Annotated in this window: 15 protein-coding genes; 4 read left to right on the top strand and 11 right to left on the bottom strand. The window is 73.3% G+C overall.

From position 1 onward, the window contains the following. The 5 genes from IRQ30_RS11970 to IRQ30_RS11950 all read right to left on the bottom strand — a co-directional run. On the bottom strand, positions 1 to 676 hold a 676-nt coding region (locus IRQ30_RS11970), incomplete at its 3' end, for a hypothetical protein (protein WP_193613071.1). Further along, positions 676 to 1,767, bottom strand: coding sequence for a hypothetical protein (locus tag IRQ30_RS11965; RefSeq protein WP_193613070.1), 1,092 nt, complete (start codon positions 1,765 to 1,767; stop codon positions 676 to 678). The genes IRQ30_RS11970 and IRQ30_RS11965, both read right to left, overlap by 1 nt. Then, entirely contained in the window at positions 1,764 to 2,684 is a 921-nt protein-coding gene (locus IRQ30_RS11960) for a hydroxymethylglutaryl-CoA lyase (protein WP_193613069.1), read from the bottom strand. The genes IRQ30_RS11965 and IRQ30_RS11960 overlap by 4 nt, the downstream gene beginning before the upstream one ends. Then, positions 2,681 to 4,579 carry an acetyl/propionyl/methylcrotonyl-CoA carboxylase subunit alpha gene (locus IRQ30_RS11955; RefSeq protein WP_193613068.1) on the bottom strand — a complete coding sequence of 633 codons (1,899 nt, stop codon included), beginning with the start codon at positions 4,577 to 4,579 and terminating at the stop codon, positions 2,681 to 2,683. Before IRQ30_RS11955 ends, IRQ30_RS11960 begins: the two co-directional genes overlap by 4 nt. A 93-nt stretch (positions 4,580 to 4,672) precedes the next feature. After that, positions 4,673 to 6,196 carry a carboxyl transferase domain-containing protein gene (locus IRQ30_RS11950; protein ID WP_193610110.1) on the bottom strand — a complete coding sequence of 508 codons (1,524 nt, stop codon included), beginning with the start codon at positions 6,194 to 6,196 and terminating at the stop codon, positions 4,673 to 4,675. A 79-nt stretch (positions 6,197 to 6,275) separates the two neighbouring features. On the opposite strand from IRQ30_RS11950, the gene IRQ30_RS11945 reads away from it, so the two are divergent. After that, positions 6,276 to 6,860, top strand: coding sequence for a TetR family transcriptional regulator (locus IRQ30_RS11945; protein ID WP_193613067.1), 585 nt, complete (start codon positions 6,276 to 6,278; stop codon positions 6,858 to 6,860). Positions 6,861 to 6,865: 5 nt separating this feature from the next. On the opposite strand, the gene IRQ30_RS11940 is transcribed toward IRQ30_RS11945, so the two are convergent. The 3 genes from IRQ30_RS11940 to IRQ30_RS11930 form a co-directional block, all read right to left on the bottom strand. Then, positions 6,866 to 8,215: an MFS transporter gene (locus IRQ30_RS11940; protein WP_193613066.1), complete on the bottom strand. Its 1,350-nt coding sequence runs from the start codon at positions 8,213 to 8,215 to the stop codon at positions 6,866 to 6,868. 63 nt (positions 8,216 to 8,278) lie between these two features. Next, positions 8,279 to 8,986, bottom strand: coding sequence for an SWIM zinc finger family protein (locus IRQ30_RS11935; RefSeq protein ID WP_193613065.1), 708 nt, complete (start codon positions 8,984 to 8,986; stop codon positions 8,279 to 8,281). Positions 8,987 to 9,005: 19 nt separating this feature from the next. Further along, positions 9,006 to 11,756: a DEAD/DEAH box helicase gene (locus IRQ30_RS11930; RefSeq protein ID WP_193613064.1), complete on the bottom strand. Its 2,751-nt coding sequence runs from the start codon at positions 11,754 to 11,756 to the stop codon at positions 9,006 to 9,008. 91 nt (positions 11,757 to 11,847) lie between these two features. Here IRQ30_RS11930 and IRQ30_RS11925 point away from each other — a divergent pair, with 91 nt between their 5' ends. Next, on the top strand, positions 11,848 to 12,336 hold the full coding sequence (locus IRQ30_RS11925) for a glutathione peroxidase (protein ID WP_193613063.1): 489 nt from the start codon (positions 11,848 to 11,850) through the stop codon (positions 12,334 to 12,336). Between the two features lie 91 nt (positions 12,337 to 12,427). Continuing rightward, the gene (locus tag IRQ30_RS11920; protein WP_338089678.1) at positions 12,428 to 13,915 is read left to right on the top strand and encodes a DHA2 family efflux MFS transporter permease subunit; all 1,488 of its coding nucleotides are present in this window, start codon (positions 12,428 to 12,430) and stop codon (positions 13,913 to 13,915) included. A 102-nt stretch (positions 13,916 to 14,017) separates the two neighbouring features. Here the strand turns inward: IRQ30_RS11920 and IRQ30_RS11915 are convergent, their stop codons facing one another. From IRQ30_RS11915 to IRQ30_RS11905, 3 genes are all read right to left on the bottom strand, one after another. Continuing rightward, entirely contained in the window at positions 14,018 to 15,058 is a 1,041-nt protein-coding gene (locus tag IRQ30_RS11915; protein WP_193613062.1) for an NAD(P)H-dependent amine dehydrogenase family protein, read from the bottom strand. A 22-nt stretch (positions 15,059 to 15,080) separates the two neighbouring features. After that, positions 15,081 to 16,094, bottom strand: coding sequence for a hypothetical protein (locus tag IRQ30_RS11910; RefSeq protein WP_193613061.1), 1,014 nt, complete (start codon positions 16,092 to 16,094; stop codon positions 15,081 to 15,083). Positions 16,095 to 16,159: 65 nt separating this feature from the next. Beyond that, on the bottom strand, positions 16,160 to 18,280 hold the full coding sequence (locus IRQ30_RS11905; RefSeq protein WP_193613060.1) for a RecQ family ATP-dependent DNA helicase: 2,121 nt from the start codon (positions 18,278 to 18,280) through the stop codon (positions 16,160 to 16,162). A gap of 105 nt (positions 18,281 to 18,385) precedes the next feature. Between IRQ30_RS11905 and IRQ30_RS11900 the strand changes: the two genes are divergently transcribed. Further along, positions 18,386 to 19,741 (top strand): MFS transporter, encoded by a 1,356-nt coding sequence (locus IRQ30_RS11900; protein WP_193613059.1) that lies wholly within the window; start codon positions 18,386 to 18,388, stop codon positions 19,739 to 19,741.

Raw genomic sequence — 19,741 nt, 5'->3', positions numbered from 1 at the left:
CCCGGCCGGCGCGGTCCGCCCAGGCACCCGCCGCGCGGGCGAGGTCGACGCGGGGCGGGACGCTCCGCGCACGGGCGAGGGGGTCCAGCCACTCGCGCCACGAGGCGACGCCGGCGCCGAACGCGCGCGCGGTCCAGACGTCGGCCACCATCGTGGCCAGGTCGGTGCCCAGCACGAGCACGACGGCGCCGCGACCGCCCGGCGGCCGACCGCGGGCGACCAGCGCGTCGCGCACCGGGTCGGCGAGCCACGGGTCCCCGACCACGCGGTAGCGGGTGCGCCACGGGCGCACGAACGCCGACTCGCGCGCCTCGGGGACGCCCTGGGCGACCAGGTCGTCCGCGACCAGGCTGGTCGCCACGCGGGTCAGCTCGGCGCGCGGCAGGTCGGCGGGGTCCACGGGCCGGGGCCCGAACGCCGAGCCGGAGTCGGCCCCGACAAGCTCGAGGTCCGGCGTGCCGCGGCCGGGCGCGCTGGCCGTCAGCACGCGGTCGACCAGCCCGGCGGACGGGGCGCCGGCGAGGTTGAGGCGGCGCAGGAGCTCGAGCTGCTGGGCGCCGGGGAGGTAGGGACCGCGCTCGGCCTCCGCCCGCCAGTCGGCCCAGGGGGTCGTCCCCCCCGCGCGCAGGTGGGCGACCCAGCCCCACGCACGCCGACGGCCGTCGTCGCCCGCCACTACTCGCGGATCCGCTTGGCGTGGGTGCGGACCTTCTGGATCAGCTGCTGGTCGGGGTCGGGCCGGCGGGCCGCCTCACGCGTCATGGCCGTGAGCGCGTCCATCGCCACGCGCAGCTGCTGCTTGGTCGAGACCTTGTCGGGGTCGACGTACCGCTCGCCCTCGGGCGTGGGCAGCGGGAGCAGGTCAGCGACGTCCCCGACGACGTCGACGCCGCTCTGCTCGATCCACTCCACCCAGCGCGCGGTCTCGGCCTCGGCCCACGGCATCAGCCGCGGCGGCATCCGCACCGGCGGGGAGACCCGCCCCACGAGCTCGTTGTGGGCGAGCATCTCGCGGATCAGCTCGTCGAACGTCGACTCGCGGCGGGTGGCGCGGTCCATGCGCCGGTTGAGGCGGCGCACGACCTGGGTCTCGGCCACCCCGAGCGACTCGTTGACCCGCTCGCTGTCGCGCGGTGCCCAGGCGGGGTCGATCCCGAGCACGCGGCAGAACCGCAGCCAGAGCTCGTCCCCGGGCGCGCCCGCGGGGGGCACGGTCACGACGTGCACGTGGGAGGGGTCGAGGCCCGCGCCCCAGGCGCTGAGCACGCTGGGCATGTCGAAGGCGCGGTAGAACCACGGCTTGTCGTGCTCGAGGCCGTCGAGGAAGCGGCGGTAGGTCCAGCGGCGGCCCTGCTTGACCGACTCCTGCCAGGCCGCGGGGATCTGGCGCGCCAGGTCGCGGGCGCTGTAGACGATGTGCAGCTCGGCGTCGGCCAGGTCGCGCTTGGCGCGCACGATCGCGTCGGCCGGGGCCGGCGCCAGGATCTCGTGGCTGATGACGACGGTGCCGCTGCGGCGACGCACCCGACGCACCATCGCGTCCCAGCTGCCCCGGGCGTGGCCGGGGTGACCGCCCCAGTCCTGGCCGAGCAGGTCGAGCGCGGCCCGGAAGTGGAAGAGCGTGGCGTTGACGCGCGGCGGGCGGGTGGGGAAGTGGACGTCGTGCTCTGCGAGCAGCTTCGCGTTGCGGGCGAGCCGGTCCTGGACGTAGGTGGTGCCGGTCTTGGGGGCGCCGACGTGCAGGAAGACTCGTCGCTTGGCACTCACCCGGGTGATTCTGCCGCACCCGGGCTCAGCGCCCGCACCACCGCTGACGGACTGGGGCGTCCGAGCTGCTCGGCCATCCAGGCGCTGGTCGCGACGAGCCCGTCGAGGTCGACGCCGTGCTCGATGCCGAGCCCGGTGAGCAGCCAGACCAGGTCCTCGGTGGCGAGGTTGCCGGTGGCGCTCTTGGCGTAGGGACAGCCGCCGAGGCCGCCGGCGCTGGCGTCGAACGTCGTGACGCCGGCCTGGAGCCCGGCGTGGGCGTTGGCGAGGGCCTGGCCGTAGGTGTCGTGGAAGTGCAGCGCCAGCTGGTCGGTGGTCATGCCGGCGGCGCCGAACGCCTCCACCAGCGCGGTGACCTGGTTGGCGGTGCCGACCCCGATCGTGTCGCCGAGGCTCAGCTGGCTGGCGCCGAGGTCGAAGAGCCGCTTGCCGACGCCGACCACCTGCTCGACGGGCACCGAGCCCTCCCAGGGGTCGCCGAAGCACATCGAGACGTAGGCACGGACGTCCAGGCCGGCGTCGCGCGCGCGGCGCACGGTCGGCTCGAACATCGCGAACTGCTCGTCGAGGCCGCGGTTGAGGTTGGCCTGCGCGAAGGTCTCGGTGGCCGAGCCGAAGATCGCGATGTGGCGCATGCCGAGCTCCAGGGCGCGGTCCAGCCCCCGCTCGTTGGGCACCAGCACCGGGTGGTCGCGGCCCTCGTCGCCGAGCTGCTCCATCAGCTCGGCCGCGTCGGCCAGCTGGGGCACCCACTTCGGGTGCACGAAGCTGGTGGCCTCGACGACCGGCAGCCCGGCGGCGACCAGGCGTCGTACGAACTGCGCCTTGACGTCGGTCGGGACCAGCGCCTTCTCGTTCTGCAGGCCGTCGCGCGGACCGACCTCGTAGATCGTGACCCTGTCCGGCATCTGGCTCATCCGGCCTCCTCCTGCTCGACGACGAACAGCCGCGCGCCGAGCGCGACCTGGTGCCCGGCGGCGGCGCCGACGGCGGTGACGGTGCCGGCGAACGGCGCCTTGAGCGTGAGCTCCATCTTCATGGCCTCCATCATGCCCAGCACGTCGCCCTCGGCCACCTGCTGGCCCTCGGCGACGCGGACGTCCAGGACCGTGCCGGGCATCGGCGCCAGCAGGACCCCGTCGCCCGCCGCGGCCGTGTCGGCGAGGCGGTCGGGCGGCGTCAGCACGAAGCGCTGACCACGGTAGGACACCTCGACCACGTCGGGCTGCACGTTGACCACCGCGTGGTCACGGTGGCCGTCGACCACCGCGTCGATCACGTGGTCCTCGGCGCTCAGCATCACGAACGGCACGCCGTCGACCGTGCCGGCGTGGCGGTCGACGGAGACGTCGCGGTCGAGCTCGACCAGGGTCGGCGCCGGCGGACCCCCGAGGCGGAACCCGTCGGCCTGGAAGGGGTGCCCGGCGTCGAAGGCGGTGATCATCGCCGAGACCCAGGCAGCCATCACCCGGGGCACGTCGGCCTCGGGGGCGGGGACGTCGGTGCCCACGTCGACCCGGTCGAGCCAGGCGGTGTCGATGGTCGCGTCGCGGAACGCCTCGCTCTCCACGAGCGTGCGCAGGAAGCCGGTGTTGGTCGTGAGCCCGAGCACGGCGGTCTCCTCGAGGGCCGCGACGAGCGCGTCGCGTGCGCTCTCGCGGTCGGGCCCGTGGGCGATCACCTTGCCGAGCATCGGGTCGTACGACGTGCTCACGACCTGGCCGCCCTCCAGGGCGTGGTCGACGCGGATGCCCTGGCCCGCGGGCCAGCGCACGATGCTCGCCGTACCGGCCTGGGGCAGGAAGCCGCCGAAGGAGTCCTCGGCGTAGACGCGCGCCTCGATGGCGTGGCCCGACACCGTGACGTCGTCCTGCGTGAACGGCAGCGGCTCGCCCGCGGCGACGCGCAGCTGCAGCTCGACGAGGTCCAGCGGCTGCCCGTCGACGCGGACGACCGCCTCGGTCACCGGGTGCTCGACCTGGAGCCGGGTGTTCATCTCCAGGAAATAGACGGCTGCCTCGCCGGTCTCCGACGGCGCTGTGTCCAGCAGGAACTCCACCGTGCCGGCGTTCTCGTAGCCGACGTGCGCGGCGAGGGCGACCGCGCTGGAGGTCACGAGCTCGCGGACCTCGGCGGTGATCGTCGGGGCCGGCGCCTCCTCCAGGACCTTCTGGTGCCGGCGCTGGGTGGAGCAGTCGCGCTCGAAGAGGTGCACGACGTGGCCGTGGGCGTCGGCGAGCACCTGGACCTCGATGTGACGACCGCGCTCGACGTACTTCTCGACCAGCATGGTGTCGTCGCCGAACGCCGACAGCGCCTCCCGCTTCGCGGCCGCCACCGCCTCGTCCATCTCGTCGGCGGAGCGCACGATCCGCATGCCCTTGCCGCCACCGCCAGCCGCGGCCTTCACCAGCACGGGGAAGGGCGCCTCGGCGCCGGTCGGCACCACCGGCACGCCGGCGGCGACGGCGATCTCGCGGGCGGCGTCCTTGCGTCCCATCCGCTCCATGACGGCGGCCGAGGGCCCGACCAGCTGGAGACCGGCCGCCTCGAGCGCGGCCGCGAACGGCGCCCGCTCCGAGAGGAAGCCGTAGCCGGGGTGCACCAGGGCGCAGCCGAAGCGCCGGGCCTGCGCCACGACCTCGTCGATGTCGAGGTACGACGAGACGCGGGCCGCCTCGTCGCAGGCCCGGACGTGCGGTGCGTCGGCATCGGCGTCCGTGTGGATCGCGACGGTCGACAGCCCGAGGCGGCGGCAGGCGCGCGCGATCCGGACCGCGATCTCGCCGCGGTTGGCGATCAGGACCCTCATGGTGGGCTCCAGCACTAGAACATCTCCTTGGTCAGCAGCATGTGGTCTCGACGCTCCCGTTGCGACCTCGTCCCTCGCGCGTCACTGCGAGCCTCACATCCTGAAGATTCCGTAGGAGGGCTCCGGGATCGGCGCATGGGAGGCCGCGGCCAGCCCCATGCCGAGCACCCGGCGGGTGTCGGCGGGGTCGATGACGCCGTCGTCCCAGAGCCGGGCGGTGGAGTAGTACGGCGAGCCCTGCGTCTCGTACTGGTCGCGGATCGGGGCCTTGAAGTCCTCGTCGTCCGGGCGACCGGCGACGGTGGCGAGCACCGAGGCGGCCTGCTCGCCGCCCATGACCGAGATGCGCGCGTTGGGCCACATCCACAGGAAGCGCGGGTCGTAGGCGCGGCCGCACATGCCGTAGTTGCCGGCGCCGAACGAGCCGCCGATGACGACGGTGAACTTCGGGACGACGCTGCACGCCACGGCGGTCACGAGCTTGGCGCCGTCGCGGGCGATGCCCTTGTTCTCGTACTCGCGACCGACCATGAAGCCGGTGATGTTCTGCAGGAAGACCAGCGGGATGCCGCGCTGGTTGCACAGCTCGATGAAGTGCGCGCCCTTGAGCGCGGACTCGCCGAAGAGGATGCCGTTGTTGGCGACGATGCCGACCGGCATGCCCCAGATCCGTGCGAAGCCGGTGACCAGCGTCTCGGCGTAGAGCTTCTTGAACTCGTGGAAGCGGCTGCCGTCGACGATGCGGCGGATCACCTCGCGCACGTCGTACGGCGTGCGGGTGTCGGCCGGCACGACGTCGTAGAGCGTCGCGGGGTCCTCGGCCGGCTCCTCGACCTCGTGGGTCTGGATCGAGCGCGGCTGGGGGCGCTCAAAGGTGTCGACGATGCTGCGCACGATCGCCAGCGCGTGGCGGTCGTCGTCGGCGAGGTGGTCGACGACGCCGGAGGTGCGCGCGTGGACGTCGCCGCCGCCGAGGTCCTCGGCGCTGACGACCTCGCCGGTCGCGGCCTTCACCAGCGGCGGTCCGCCGAGGAAGATCGTCCCCTGGTTGCGCACGATGACGGTCTCGTCGGACATCGCCGGGACGTAGGCGCCGCCGGCGGTGCAGGAGCCCATGACGCTCGCGACCTGCGGGATGCCGCGCGCGGAGAGGTTGGCCTGGTTGAAGAAGATCCGGCCGAAGTGCTCGCGGTCGGGGAAGACCTCGTCCTGCATCGGCAGGAAGGCGCCCCCGGAGTCGACGAGGTAGAGGCACGGCAGGTGGTTGTCGGAGGCGACGGTCTGCGCGCGCAGGTGCTTCTTGACCGTCATCGGGTAGTAGGTGCCGCCCTTGACGGTGGCGTCGTTCGCGACGATCACGCACTCGCGCCCGCTCACCCGGCCGATGCCGGTGACGACGCCGGCGCTGGGCACGGCGTCGCCGTACATGCCGGTGGCGGCCAGGGGGCTGAGCTCGAGGAAGGGGCTGCCGGGGTCGAGCAGCGCGTCCACCCGGTCGCGGACCAGCAGCTTGCCGCGGTCGGTGTGCTTGGTACGGGCCGCCTCGCTCCCGCCGAGGCGCGCGGCGGCCAGCCGCTCGCGGAGGTCGGCGACGAGGTCCTTCAGGTCTGCGGGCACGACTCTAGGTTAGCGATCATTAACCTGGGCGTCCATGCTCTCGTCCTGCTGCGGCGTTAGCGGCCGCTAACCTGAGCCGGTGACCACGTCGACCGAGGAGGCGCCGACCCGGCGCGAGCAGATCCTGGCGACGGCGGCCGACCTGTTCGCGGCGCGCGGCTTCCACGGGGTCTCGGTGGCCGACCTGGGCTCGGCCTGCGGGATCTCCGGGCCCGCGCTCTACAAGCACTTCGCCTCCAAGGACGCCGTGCTCGCCGAGATGCTGGTCGACATCAGCGTGCGGCTGCTCGACGTGGGCCGCGAGCGGGTGGCGGCGGCGAGCGGTCCCGAGGACGCGCTGCGCGGTCTCGTCGACTGGCACGTCGACTTCGCCCTGCGCCACCGCGCGCTGATCATCGTCCAGGACCGCGACTGGGAGTCGCTGCCGGTCGACGCGCGCGCCCGGGTCCGCGACCTGCAGCGCGCGTACGTCGACCTGTGGGCCGACCGGCTCCGGCTGCTGCACGCCGGTCTCGACCTGACCGCGGCGCGCGCCATGGCGCACGCGGCGTTCGGCCTCATCAACTCCACCCCACGCACCGGCGCGCTGCCCGACCCCTCGCTGCACGACCTGTTGATCGCGATGGCGCTGCGCGCGCTGCTGCCCGCGTCCGGCGACGCCTAGCCGGGTCAGCGCACCGGACCCGGCGTCGGCGGCTCGGAGTCGATCAGGGACGGCGGGCCGGCGGCGGCGCCGTCCTCGGCCTCCGGGGCCGTCGCGCGGGCCTGGGCCAGGACGTCGGCGGGGACGTGGCGCTCGAGGAAGCGGTGGGCCATCCGGGTCGAGGGGTGGATGGCCACCGTCGCGATGACGATGATGCCGGCGATGACCAGCCAGCCCGAGGCGCCCCAGTTCATGGCCAGGAACGTGTAGAGCGCCGGCGCCCACACCCTCCCGAGCGTGGAGCTGAGCTCGGCGGCGCCCTGGTAGGCGCCGCGCTGGCGCGGGTCCATCAGCTCGGCCTCGAAGGCCCAGCTGGCCGCGGAGAGGTACAGCTCGGCCCCGGTGACGGTGACGTGGCCCAGCCAGACCAGCGCGATCGTGGTCCAGCCGACGGTGTCGTGCGTGGCCAGGGTGATCAGGCAGGACACCACGAAGAACGTGGACGAGATCCGGATCGCCTTCAGGGCCGTGGTCACGTCGCGGACCCCACGGGCGGCCGCCATCGGCAGGAAGATGCACATCACCGTGTTGGTGCCGAAGAGGAAGGCCAGCAGCACCCGCGGGGCGTCGGTCTCCTCGATCAGCCACAGGGGGATGACGATGTTGAGCAGCACCTGGTTGGTCCAGAAGACGCCGCCGAAGAACTCGGTGAGCAGCCAGCCGGGGTTGCGCAGGGGTCCGGGACCGGGGACCTTCACCTTCCGGTCCTCGGGGGTGCGGTCGTCGTGGGGCGCCCGCGGCAGCCGGATGATCGCGCCGGCGTTGACCAGGAAGACGGCCGCCGTGAACCACGGCAGGGCGTGCAGCAGGGTGTTGGAGTGGAAGGCCAGGGCGATGCCGCCCAGCAGGGAGCCGAGCGTGAAGCCGACGTTGAGCGCGGAGTACATGTAGGCCCGCGACCGGACCCGCTCCCCGGGAGGCAGGACGTCGATCGTGTAGGCGCCGTGGGCGGCGCCCCCGAGCGAGCCGATGACCTCCATGCCGACGGCCATCAGGACGTAGCCCCGGAAGTCGGTGATGAACGGCCAGACCGCGAACATCGCCGCCTGGCCGGTCGCGCTCACGGCCCACATCCGCTTGGGGCCGAAGCGGTCGACCAGCTTGCCCATCGGCAGCGCGGCCACGAAGGCGGCGGCACCCGCGATGGTCAGGCCGAGTCCCACCTGGGCGGCGGAGAGCCCCACGATCTGGGTGAAGAAGACCGCCGACCCGGTCATGAACGTGCCCTCGCCGAGCGCGAACAGCAGCGACTGCACCGACAGCCGCCCCGCCAGCGGCGACGGCGGGCGCGCATGGCGCATCAGGGCGGTGAGCATCCCCGAGATCCTTCCTGCTCCACGTGCGGCTGTCGCCGCATTTTAGGCGGGTCGCGTGGTCGGTCAGAACAGGTGGTCGATGGGTCGGGCGGGGTCCTCGACGAGCTCGAGGATCCGGGCGGCGCGCACGGCCGCGTCGAGGGCGGTGTCGACGTCGTCGGCGCGGCCGGGCGGCAGGTCGCCGGCGAGCTCGTCGGCGGTGACGGTGCGGGCGTGGAGGTCGGCGAGCAGCTGCTCGCGGGGCAGACCGCGCAGGTGGATCAGCACGAACGGGTCGCCCTCGATGAGCCACGTGAGCTGGTAGAGGACGGCGAGCGCGTGCGGGCACGGGTCGGCCCAGAAGTCGCAGGTGCAGGACGTGGCCAGCTCGGCGCCGTAGGGCAGCAGCTCGACGCCCATCTGGTCGGCGTGCTCCACCAGCGAGTGCGGCAGGTCGCCGGCGAGGAGCGCGGCGACCCGGCCCGACTCGGCCGCGACCGTCTCGACGAGGGCGTCGCGGCCGGCCTCGTCGAGGACCGGGACCGTGCCGGAGACCGTCGCCAGTCCTGCGTCGTCCTCCACGCTGGCCACCAGCGTGCCGGCGCCGACGGTGATCCCGCCGACGCGACCGGCACGCGCCAGGCCGCGGGCCGCGCGCAGGTCGGTCTCGGTGTAGGCCGCCTCCTCGACCGCGCGCACCCACGCCTTGCCCCACCACCGGGAGGCCCGGGCGGCGCTGCGGCGCGGCGCCAGCCGGGCGTGGACGACCTGACCGTCCCCGACGGCCGTCACGCCGGACCCACGGGGGCGCTCATCGGGTCCGGCGCAGCGTGACCAGGTCGCGCAGCTCGTCGTTGCCCAGCTCGGTCAGCGCCGCCTCGCCGCGGCCCAGGACGGAGTCGGCGAGCGAGCGCTTGCGGGTGAGGAGCTCGGCGATCTTCTCCTCGATCGTGCCCTGGGTGATCATCCGGTGCACCTGCACCGGCCGGGTCTGGCCGATCCGGTAGGCGCGGTCGGTGGCCTGCTCCTCGACCGCGGGGTTCCACCAGCGGTCGACGTGGACGACGTGGTCGGCCCGGGTGAGGTTGAGGCCGGTGCCGCCCGCCTTGAGCGACAGCAGGAACACCGGCACCTCGCCTGCCTGGAACCGCTTCACCATCGCCTCCCGCTCGCGCACCGGCGTGCCGCCGTGCAGGAGCTGGTGGGGCACGGAGGCCTTGGCGAGGTGGGTCTCCAGCAGGCGCGCCATGGCGACGTACTGGGTGAAGACCAGCACGGCGCCGTCCTCGGCCAGCACCGTGCCGAGCAGCTCGTCGAGCAGGTCGAGCTTCTCCGAGCGCCCGGCGAGACGGCCGGTCGACTGCTTGAGGAAGTGGGCGGGGTGGTTGCAGATCTGCTTGAGGCCGGTGAGCAGCGCGAGCACCAGCCCGCGCCGGGTCTCCTCGTCGGCGCGCTCGATGCGCTCCATGGAGTCGCGGACGAAGGCCTCGTAGAGCACCACCTGCTCCTGGGTCAGCCCCAGCGGGTGGTCGGTCTCGGTCTTGGGCGGCAGCTCGGGTGCGATGCCGGGGTCGGACTTGCGGCGCCGCAGCAGGAACGGCTCGATCAGGTCGGCGAACTGGCGCGCCTTGGTCGGCTCCAGGCCGGACTCGATCGGCCCGGCCCAGACCTTGCGGAAGGCGTTGCGGCTGCCGAGCAGCCCGGGCGTGGCCCAGTCGAGGATGGCCCACAGCTCGGTGAGGTTGTTCTCCACGGGCGTCCCGGTGAGCGCCACCCGGGCCCGGCTGGGGATGCCGCGGAGCGCACGGGCGGTGGAGGACTGGGGGTTCTTGACGTGCTGCGCCTCGTCGGCGACGACGAGGTCCCAGCCCACCTCCGCGAGCGCGGCGTGGTCGACCCGCATCGTGCCGTACGTCGTCAGCACGAACCCGCCGTCCCCGTCGGGACCCAGCCCCTCGAGCGATCGCTGGTTGCCGTGGAAGCGCCGCGTGGGCGTGCCCGGGGCGAACCGCGCCACCTCCGCCTCCCAGTTGCCCAGGAGGCTGGCCGGGCAGACGACCAGCGTCGGGCCGGTCGCGCCGGCGGCGCGGCGGTGCAGGTGGAGCGCGATCAGGGTGATCGTCTTGCCCAGGCCCATGTCGTCGGCCAGGCAGGCCCCGAGTCCGAGCTCGGTCAGGTCGGCCAGCCAGGTGAGGCCGTGGCGCTGGTAGTCGCGCAGGGTCGCGTCGAGCGCCGCCGGCACCTCCACGGGCTCGCGGGTCGCGGCGTTGAGCAGCCGGTCGCGGACCTCCAGCAGCGAGGCGCCCACCACCACCTGCGTCTGCGTGGCCGAGCCCCACTCGTCGGCCGGCTCGAGCTGGACGACGCCGGTGAGCGCGGCGGCGACCGCCTGCACGGGCTTGACGGTGCGGACCAGCCGCTTGCGGGCCCGCTTGGCCATGGCCGGGTCGACGACCGTCCAGCTGCCCCGGAGCTTGAGCACCGGCGCCGCGGCGCCGGCCAGCAGGTCCATCTCCTCGGCGCTCAGCGGCTCGCCGTGCAGGGCGAGCTGCCACTTGAACGAGAACATCGCCTCGGTCGACAGCAGCCCCTGCTGCAGCGGCTCCTCGCGCGGCCCGCTGGGCGCGCGGTCGAGCACCGCCGTCGCGGTGAGGTCGCGACCCAGGCTCCGCGGCCAGAGCACGTCGACGCCGCGGTCCTTGAGGACGCCCACGCCGGTCTCGAGGAGGCTGACCAGCTCGTCGGCGTCGAGGGTGATCTGGTCGGGCACGCGCAGCGCGAGCAGCCGGTCCAGCACCGGCCAGGCGTCGGCGGCCGCGCGCAGGGCGATCATCGCGTGGGTGCGGGCGCGCTCGCCGAAGCCGTGGCTGGCGTCGCGGCCGTGCTCGGTGAAGAGCGCGGCGGCGTCGCAGAGGTGGAGGGGGTTCTGCTCGTCGGCGACCTGGAGCACCAGCCGCACCGCGCCCGCGACGAGCTCCTCCTCGTCGGCCTCGACCCGCAGCGAGATCGTCACGAGCTGCGGCAGGTCGACGTCGGCCGTGCGCCGGTGGCGCGCGAGGCGCGACTGCAGCCGGGACTCGAAGTCCGACCCGCCCACCGGGCGCCGGGACCCGCCCTCGGTCGCCGGGCTCGGCGTGCGGGCGCGGACCGAGGTGGCGAGCGGGGCCGAGCGGGGCATCGCGTCGCTCACCGCGTCGAGCATCTGGCGCACCAGCGCCTCCGCGTCGGCGCCGGCCACGTCGTCGTAGGAGCGGGACCGCGCGAGCATCTCGACGCGGTCGGTGTCGTCGTCCTCCAGCGGACCGGCGCGCCAGCTGCGGCCGGACTCGGACGGCTCGAACCGCCCCGCCGCGACCAGCCGCATGCCCAGCAGCGCCGCGCCGCTGAGCAGCCCGACGCTGGGGTGGACGTCGTCGCGCGCGTGGGCCTTGGTGAGCACCGGCAGCGCGGCGCGGATCGGCAGGGCCACGGTGCGTCGGTCGTCGCTGAACTCGACCACGCCCTCGCGGGGCGGGTCGGCCGGGCGGAAGGTCGCCGGCCCGGTGACAGGGACGAAGCTCAAGCGCAGACCTCGGGGTGGCGGGGTGGGACTCAGACGCTAACGCGTGGCGGGGACAGCAGGTTCCCGCGGGCGCGCCGCCTAGAGTCGAGGCATGAGCCTCCTCGACACGCCCATCGCCCGCCTCGACGGCTCCCCCGGCACGCTCGGCGACCTCACCGGCGGCGGACCGGCGCTGCTGGTCAACGTGGCGAGCAGGTGCGGCCTGACGCCGCAGTACACCGGCCTCGAGGAGCTGCAGCAGGCCTACGGCGCGCGCGGCTTCACCGTCGTCGGGGTGCCCTGCAACCAGTTCGGCGGCCAGGAGCCCGGGACCTCGGAGGAGATCGCGGAGTTCTGCTCGGCGACGTACGGCGTCAGCTTCCCGATGACCGAGAAGGTCGAGGTCAACGGCGAGGCCCGCCACGAGCTCTACCGCTCGCTCGTCGAGGTGCCCAACGAGAAGGGCGAGACCGGCGACGTGCAGTGGAACTTCGAGAAGTTCCTCCTCGCCGCCGACGGCTCGGTCGTGGCCCGCTTCAACCCCGGCGTCGAGCCGCAGGACCCCACGCTGGTCACGGCGATCAAGTCGCAGCTCTCCTGAGCTCCGGGCGCGCCCGCGCGTGAGCGAGACCACGCCGTACGTGGACGAAAGTCGGATGCGCGCGACCTGAGAGTGCTCCTAGGCTTCTCCGGTGAGTACCGAGACCAGTTCCCAGAGCACCCCTCCCGGCAGCGACCGGCTCGACCGCGGCGTGCTGATGGTGGCCGGCGTGGTCGTGCTCGGCGCGATCATGTCGATCCTCGACATCACGGTGGTGTCCGTGGCGCTGGAGACCTTCCAGCGCGAGTTCGACGCGACCTCGGCCGAGGTCGCCTGGACGATGACCGGCTACACGCTGGCGCTCGCCAGCGTCATCCCGCTGACCGGGTGGGCGGCCGACCGGTTCGGCACCAAGCGCCTCTACCTGCTCGCGGTGATCCTGTTCACCGCGGGCTCCGTGCTGTGCGCGGCGGCGTCCTCGCTCGGGATGCTGGTGGCCTTCCGCGTGCTCCAGGGCCTCGGCGGCGGCATGCTGATGCCGCTGGGCATGACGATCCTGACGCGCGCCGCCGGTCCCGAGCGCGTCGGCCGCGTGATGGCCGTGCTCGGCATCCCGATGCTGCTGGGCCCGATCTTCGGCCCGATCATCGGCGGCGCGCTGATCGACTCCGCCAGCTGGCACTGGATCTTCCTGATCAACCTGCCGATCGGCATCCTGGCGCTCGCCTACGCCTGGAAGGTGCTGCCCGCCGACGAGGTGGAGCCGTCGGAGACCTTCGACTGGGTCGGCATGGTGCTGCTCTCGCCCGGCCTGGCGGCGTTCCTCTACGGCGTCTCCTCGATCCCCGAGGCCAAGCAGGAGGACGGCACCGTCTGGACCGCCCAGGTCGTCGCGCCCGCGGTCATCGGCGCCGTGCTGATCGCGGCGTTCGTGCCGTGGGCGCTCAACCGCGCCAACGTGCACCCGCTGATCGACCTGCGCCTCTTCAGGAGCCGCACCATGTCGGTCGCCGTGATCGCGATGGCGCTCTTCGCGATCGCGTTCTTCGGCGCCAGCCTGCTCTTCCCGCTGTACTTCCAGCAGGTGCGCGGCGAGGACGCCCTCGGCGCCGGGCTGCTGCTGGCCCCGCAGGGCATCGGCGCGATGGTCACCATGCCGGTGGCCGGCATCCTGGCCGACCGCATCGGGCCGGGCAAGATCGTGATGACCGGCATCGCGGTGATCACCGTCGGCATGGCGATGTTCACCCAGCTCACCGCCGACACGTCGTACGCGTTCATCCTGGGCGCACTGTTCGTGATGGGCCTGGGCATGGGCGGCACGATGATGCCGATCATGTCCGCGGCGCTGGCCACCCTCGAGCCGCACACGATCGCCCGCGGCTCGACGCTGATGAACATCGTCCAGCAGGTCGCCGCCTCGATCGGCACGGCCGTCTTCGCGGTGCTGCTGACCAACGGCATCCTCGCCATCGACGCGACGACGCCCGAGGGCCAGCTGGAGGGTCTCGCTGACTCCTTCGCCACGGTCTTCGTCGTCGCGACGGTCATGGTCGCGCTGGTCCTCGTGCCGGCGTTCCTCCTCCCCCGCCGCAGGTCCGCCACCCCCGTCGACCCCGCCGCCCTCGTCGGCCACTGAGCGCCGCCTGAGCGCGGCCGCCCGCATGTAACACGTTGTTATGACCTCTTCCACGTTGATATTTCGACGTGGAAGAGGTCATAACGACGTGTTACATGCGGGTCAGACCCGCGCCCGCCCGGTGATCGGCGGGAGGTCGGCGAGGGTCTTGATGCCAGGGGCGGCGGCGACCACGGCGGGCACGGCGTTGGTCACCGGCATCGCGGTGTAGATCATGCCGAGGCCCATGAAGCCCTCCTCGGTCCAGTCGGCCGGGGGCAGGCAGTGGATGACCGTGCGCATGTTGGGCAGGCCGAAGACCTGGATCACGTGGCCGTGCGCGAGCGGCTTGGGCGGGACGACATGGGCGCCCATGGTCCAGTTGAAGCCGACGCTGACGACGTTGCGCTCGCCCACCCAGCCGCGGTGGTAGCCCATGACGCCGGCCACCGTGCCCTCCGGGATCGTCATGAACCCGAGGTCGGAGTCGCCGGTGGCCGCGGTGAACTCCACGTCGAAGGTCATCCGGTCCAGGGTCACGCCGAGCGCGTCGGCCATCATCGCCGCGGACTCCGCGAACACCTCGCTCTCGACGCGCACGCTCTCGGCCAGTCCTGGGGTCTCGGGTGACTGGGAGAAGCCCATGGCCCGCTGCGTGCCCGCCGACTCGTACGTCGAGCAGTCGACCGACTCGGTGATCCGGATCTCGTCGACCCGCTCGCACGACCCGCTCAGCGCCATCCCCACCAGGTTGGTCATGCCGGGATGGGCGCCGCTGCCGAAGATCGTCGAGCCGCCCGCCTCGCACGCCGCCCGGATCCGCGCGAGGTCCTCGGGCGGCTGCTTGCCGCCCGTGATCCAGGCCGCGCTGGAGCAGACGTTGACGCCGCTCTCGAGCAGCGCGACCAGGTCGTCGATGCTCGGCCAGAGCGGGTTGTAGCAGCACGCATCGGGCTTCAGCGCGAGCAGCGCCCCGAGGTCGTCGGTCGCGAGGACGCCGGTCGGCTCCGGCCAGCCGCACAGGTCGGCCGCGTCGAGGCCGACCTTCTCCGCGCCGTGGGCGTAGACGCCGACCAGCTCGAGGTCGTCGCGGCCCAGGATGGCGTGCAGCGAGCGTCGTCCGATGTTGCCGGTCGTCCACTGGACCACGCGCAGGGGTGTCATGGCCCCGAGACTAGAACGCGTTCTAGTCTGCGTCCAGGGACCGCCGTCGCACCGCCCCCACGGTCTGCAGCAGCGCCAGGAGCAGCAGCCCGCCCCCGATCGCGCCCGCGACCAGGCCCCACCAGGAGGGGTGCTCGACCGACAGCACGGCGGTCGCCAGCGGCGTCACCGACACCGCGATCGCGACCACCAGGATCCGGTAGACGACGTGCCCGGTCAGGGCCGCGCAGACCGCCCAGCCCAGCATCAGCAGCAGCGAGAGGCTCAGGATCACCCAGGTGTCGTTGTCGTAGCCGTCGAACCGCGGCGGCTCGCTCGTCATCACGTCCTCGTCGAGGCTGAAGGAGATGAGCGGCGCGAAGGCCTGCGCCAGCACCAGCGCGCCGGTCAGCCCGGCGAAGCCGAGGACGGTGAGGGCTCCGGCCACCGCGCCGGCGAGCACCCGCGTGTCGGCCCGCACCCACCCGGCGACGGTGACCAGGACCGCGAACAGCACCAGCCCCAGCGCGATCGAGATCGCCGCGACGTCGTCGCCGGCGTCGTCGGGCACGGTGATCACGTCGTCGAGCACCTTCACGTAGGTCACGTAGAGCCCCAGCACGGCCGTCACGACGAACGGTCCGCGCCCGGTCAGCGCCAGTCCGGCGAGCGACAGCGCCACCACGCTCAGCCCGGCGACGTACGCCGTGAGCTGGTGGTCGTCCATCGCGACAGCGACCATCAGGCCGAGGCCGGCCACGCCGAAGGCGCCCGGCCAGGCGACCAGGTCGGTCGCGGGGTCGGCGGAGCGCGCGGTCACGTACGCGACCGCCGCGACGCCGAGGAGCCCGAGCGTGGCGACGAGCCCCACCGCGTAGTTGGACCAGTCCAGGTCGCCGTCGGCCCGGGTGTAGGCGGTGGACAGCACCACCGCCGTCGCCAGGAGCGCGACGCCGACGGAGACCAGCGGCCGGCCGTCGTCGAGCAGCCGCGGCGTCGGTGCGGCCGGGGGCGTGAGTGCTGCGGCCGGCGGGCCGGGAGGGGGTGCCTGGGTCATGCGGGCACCCTAGGGTCGACCGGCGCCCCCGGTCCGAAGTCGCAGATCAGCGCGGCGTGGCGCGGTCAGCTCTGGACGGCCAGGGTCAGCGGGAGCACCTCGGTCGCGCCCGCCTGGCGCAGGGCGTGGGCGGCCCGGGTCAGGGTCCAGCCCGTCACGACCAGGTCGTCGACGAGGAGCACCGGACCGGGGGGCACCTCGCCCTGCAGCGCGTAGCGGCGGCCGACGGCCGCGACCCGCTGGGCGGAGTTCATCGCGCCCTGGCCGGGCGCGACGTCGGGGTCGACGATGGCGTAGCGGGCCACCACCGGCACCTTGAGGTAGCGCGAGAGCCCGTCGGCGAGGTCGGCGGTGAGCGTCGGACGGGTCGCGGACTCCACCACGGCGATCGCCTCGACGCGCGGACGCCAGTCGCCCAGCACCGCCACGACCGCCTGCACCAGCGGCACCGGGACCGGCCCGTCGCCGGCCTCGGGGCGGAAGAGCTCGCGCAGCGCCTGGCCGTAGCCGAGGTCGGTCAGGCGGGCGACCGCACGGCCCTCCGCGGCGCCCGCGGCGATCTTGCCCTTGAGGTCCATGCCCATCGAGGCCAGGCCCGTGGGCCACATCTTGCGCGGCTCCACGACCACGCCGGGACGCGAGAGCCGCTCCTCGGCCTCGGCCACGGCCGCGCTGGACACGTCGAGCGACAGCGCGAGGCCGCCGCAGTTGTCGCAGCGACCGCAGGGCTCGGCCTGGGGGTCGTCGAGCTGGTCGCGCAGGAACCACATCCGGCACTCGGTGGTGCGCAGGTAGTCGACCATCGCCTGCTGCTCGCGCTCGCGGGCCTCGGCGACGCGGCGGTAGCGCTCCTCGTCGTAGGACCACGGCTGCCCGGTGGACTCCCACCCGCCGCGGACCCGGCGTACGGCGCCGTCGACGTCGAGCACCTTGAGCATCGTCTCGAGCCGGTTGCGGTTGAGCTCGACGTGGGTCTCGAGCGCGGCCGTGCTGAGCGGGCGGCCCTCCTGCGCCAGCACCTCGAGCGTGCGGCGCACGAGCTCCTCGCGCGGGAACGCCAGGGAGGCGAAGTAGGCCCAGATGTCGCGGTCCTCGATCGCGGGCAGCAGCACCACGGTCGCGCTGTCCCCGTCCTTGGCCAGTCCGCGGCCGGCACGGCCGACCTGCTGGTAGTAGGCGACCGGCGACGACGGGGCGCCGAGGTTGACCACGAAGCCGAGGGTGGCGTCGAAGCCCATCCCGAGCGCGCTCGTGGCGACCAGCGCCTTGACCCGGCCCGCCATCAGGTCGGCCTCGAGCGCGAGCCGCTCGGTCTGCTCGGTCTGGCCGGAGTAGGCGGCGACGTCGTGGCCGCGCGAGCGGAGGTAGTCGGCGACCTCCTGGGTGGCGGCGACGGTGAGGCAGTAGACGATGCCGGAGCCGGGCTGCTCGGCGAGGTGGTCGGCGAGCCAGGCCAGGCGCTGCTGGGCGGTCTTCAGGTGGACGACGCCGAGCCGCAGCGACTCGCGGTCGAGGGTGCCGCGCAGCACCAGCACGCCCTCGCCGAGCTGCTCGCCGACGTCGGAGGTCACCCGGGCGTTGGCGGTGGCGGTGGTGGCCAGCACCGGGATGCCGGCCGGCAGGTCGTCCAGCAGGGTGCGGATCCGCCGGTAGTCGGGCCGGAAGTCGTGGCCCCAGTCGGAGATGCAGTGGGCCTCGTCGACCACCAGGAGGCCGCAGGTCGCGGCCAGCCGCGGCAGCACCTCGTCGCGGAAGCCGGGGTTGTTGAGCCGCTCGGGGCTGACCAGCAGCACGTCGACCTCGCCGGCGCGGATCGCGTCGTGGGTGGACTCCCAGTCCTCGAGGTTGGTCGAGTTGATGGTCACGGCGCGGATGCCGGCGCGCTCGGCGGCGGAGATCTGGTTGCGCATCAGCGCGAGCAGCGGCGAGACGATGACGGTGGGGCCCGCCCCCTGCGCCCGCAGCAGCAGGGTCGCCACGAAGTAGACCGCCGACTTGCCCCAGCCGGTGCGCTGGACGACGAGCGCGCGCCGCTTGTCGACGGCCAGCGCCTCGATCGCGGTCCACTGGTCCTCGCGCAGCGACACGTCGTCGCGCCCGACCAGCGCGCGCAGGTGGGCCTCGGCGCTGTCGCGGGCGGCCTGCCGGACGTCGGCGGTCGCCTCGGGGGCGTCGGTGGAGGTCATGCCCGCATGTCTACCAGCGGTCACCGACGCGCCCACTTCCCGATATTGCACCAAGCCACTAGCCTTTGTGTGGTTTGCATCCGGACGTCTCTCGAGGGGATCCCCATGAGCACCGCAGCACCGCGCCCGGCCGAGGCCAGCTCGCCGCGCAAGGTCGCCGCCGCCTCCGCGGTCGGCGCCACGATCGAGTGGTACGACTTCTTCCTCTACGGCACCGCCGCCGGTCTGGTCTTCGACCAGCTCTTCTTCAACGGCCTGGACGGTCCGGCCGCCCAGTTCGCGGCGTTCGGCACCTTCGCCGTCGGGTTCGTCGCGCGCCCGATCGGCGGACTGATCTTCGGCCACTTCGGTGACCGGATCGGTCGCAAGACGATGCTGATCTGGACGCTCGTCATCATGGGCGCCGGCACCGCCGCGATCGGGCTGCTGCCGACGTACGACGAGATCGGGGTGTGGGCGCCGGTCCTGCTGGTCGTGCTCCGCATCCTGCAGGGCATCGGCGTCGGCGGGGAGTACGGCGGCGCCGTGCTGCTCGCCGTCGAGTTCGCGCCCGGCGAGCGGCGCGGGTTCTTCGGCAGCTTCGCCCACATCGGGGTGCCCGGCGGACTGTTCCTGGCGTCAGGCGCGTTCGCGATCGCCAGCCAGCTGCCCGACGAGGCGTTCCTCGCGTGGGGCTGGCGCGCCTGCTTCCTGGTGAGCATCGTGCTGCTGGCCATCGGCGCCTGGATCCGGCTCTCGGTGATGGAGACGCCGGCGTTCCAGCAGGTGCAGGCGACCAAGGAGATCTCGCCCAACCCGGTGGCCGAGCTGGTCCGCCGTCAGCCGCGCACCCTGCTGCTGGGCATGGGCACCCGCTTCATCGAGGGCTTCACGTTCAACCTGTTCTCGGTCTACCTGCTGGCCTACACCGTCAAGGAGGTGGGCATCCCCAAGTCGACGGTCCTCAACGCGATCATGGTCGGCGCGCTGGTCGGCGTCGCCCTGGTGCTGGCGTCGGGACGCCTCAGCGACACCTTCGGCCGCAAGCGCGTCTACAACACCGGCGTCGTGATCGCCCTGCTGTTCGCCTTCCCGGCCGCCTGGCTGGTGCAGGGCGGGACCACCCTCGGGGTCGCGGTGACGTTCGTCGGCGGGCTCGGGGTGATCTACGGCATCGTCTACGGACCGCTGGCGGCGTTCTGGAGCGAGCTGTTCGACACCCGCTACCGCTACTCGGCCCTCAGCACGCTCTACCAGGTCTCCGGCATCCTCGCCTCCGGGCTGACTCCGCTGATCGCGGCCTGGCTGGTCACCCGCGGCGACGGCACGCTGTGGCTGGTGGCCGGCTACAACGTCGTCGTCGCGCTGATCAGCCTCGCGTGCGCGGCACTGCTTCCGGAGACGCGGGGCCGCGACCTGCACGAGGACCTCGCGCCGAGCGCCGCGTCCGGTGAGCCGGAGCGGGAGCCCGCCCTGCGCTAG

Source organism: Nocardioides lijunqiniae (assembly GCF_015024225.1).
In the GTDB taxonomy this organism is placed as follows: domain Bacteria; phylum Actinomycetota; class Actinomycetes; order Propionibacteriales; family Nocardioidaceae; genus Nocardioides; species Nocardioides lijunqiniae.
The sequence above is the reverse complement of the archived record's forward strand: the minus strand, read 5'-3'. Positions and strand labels throughout refer to the sequence as shown.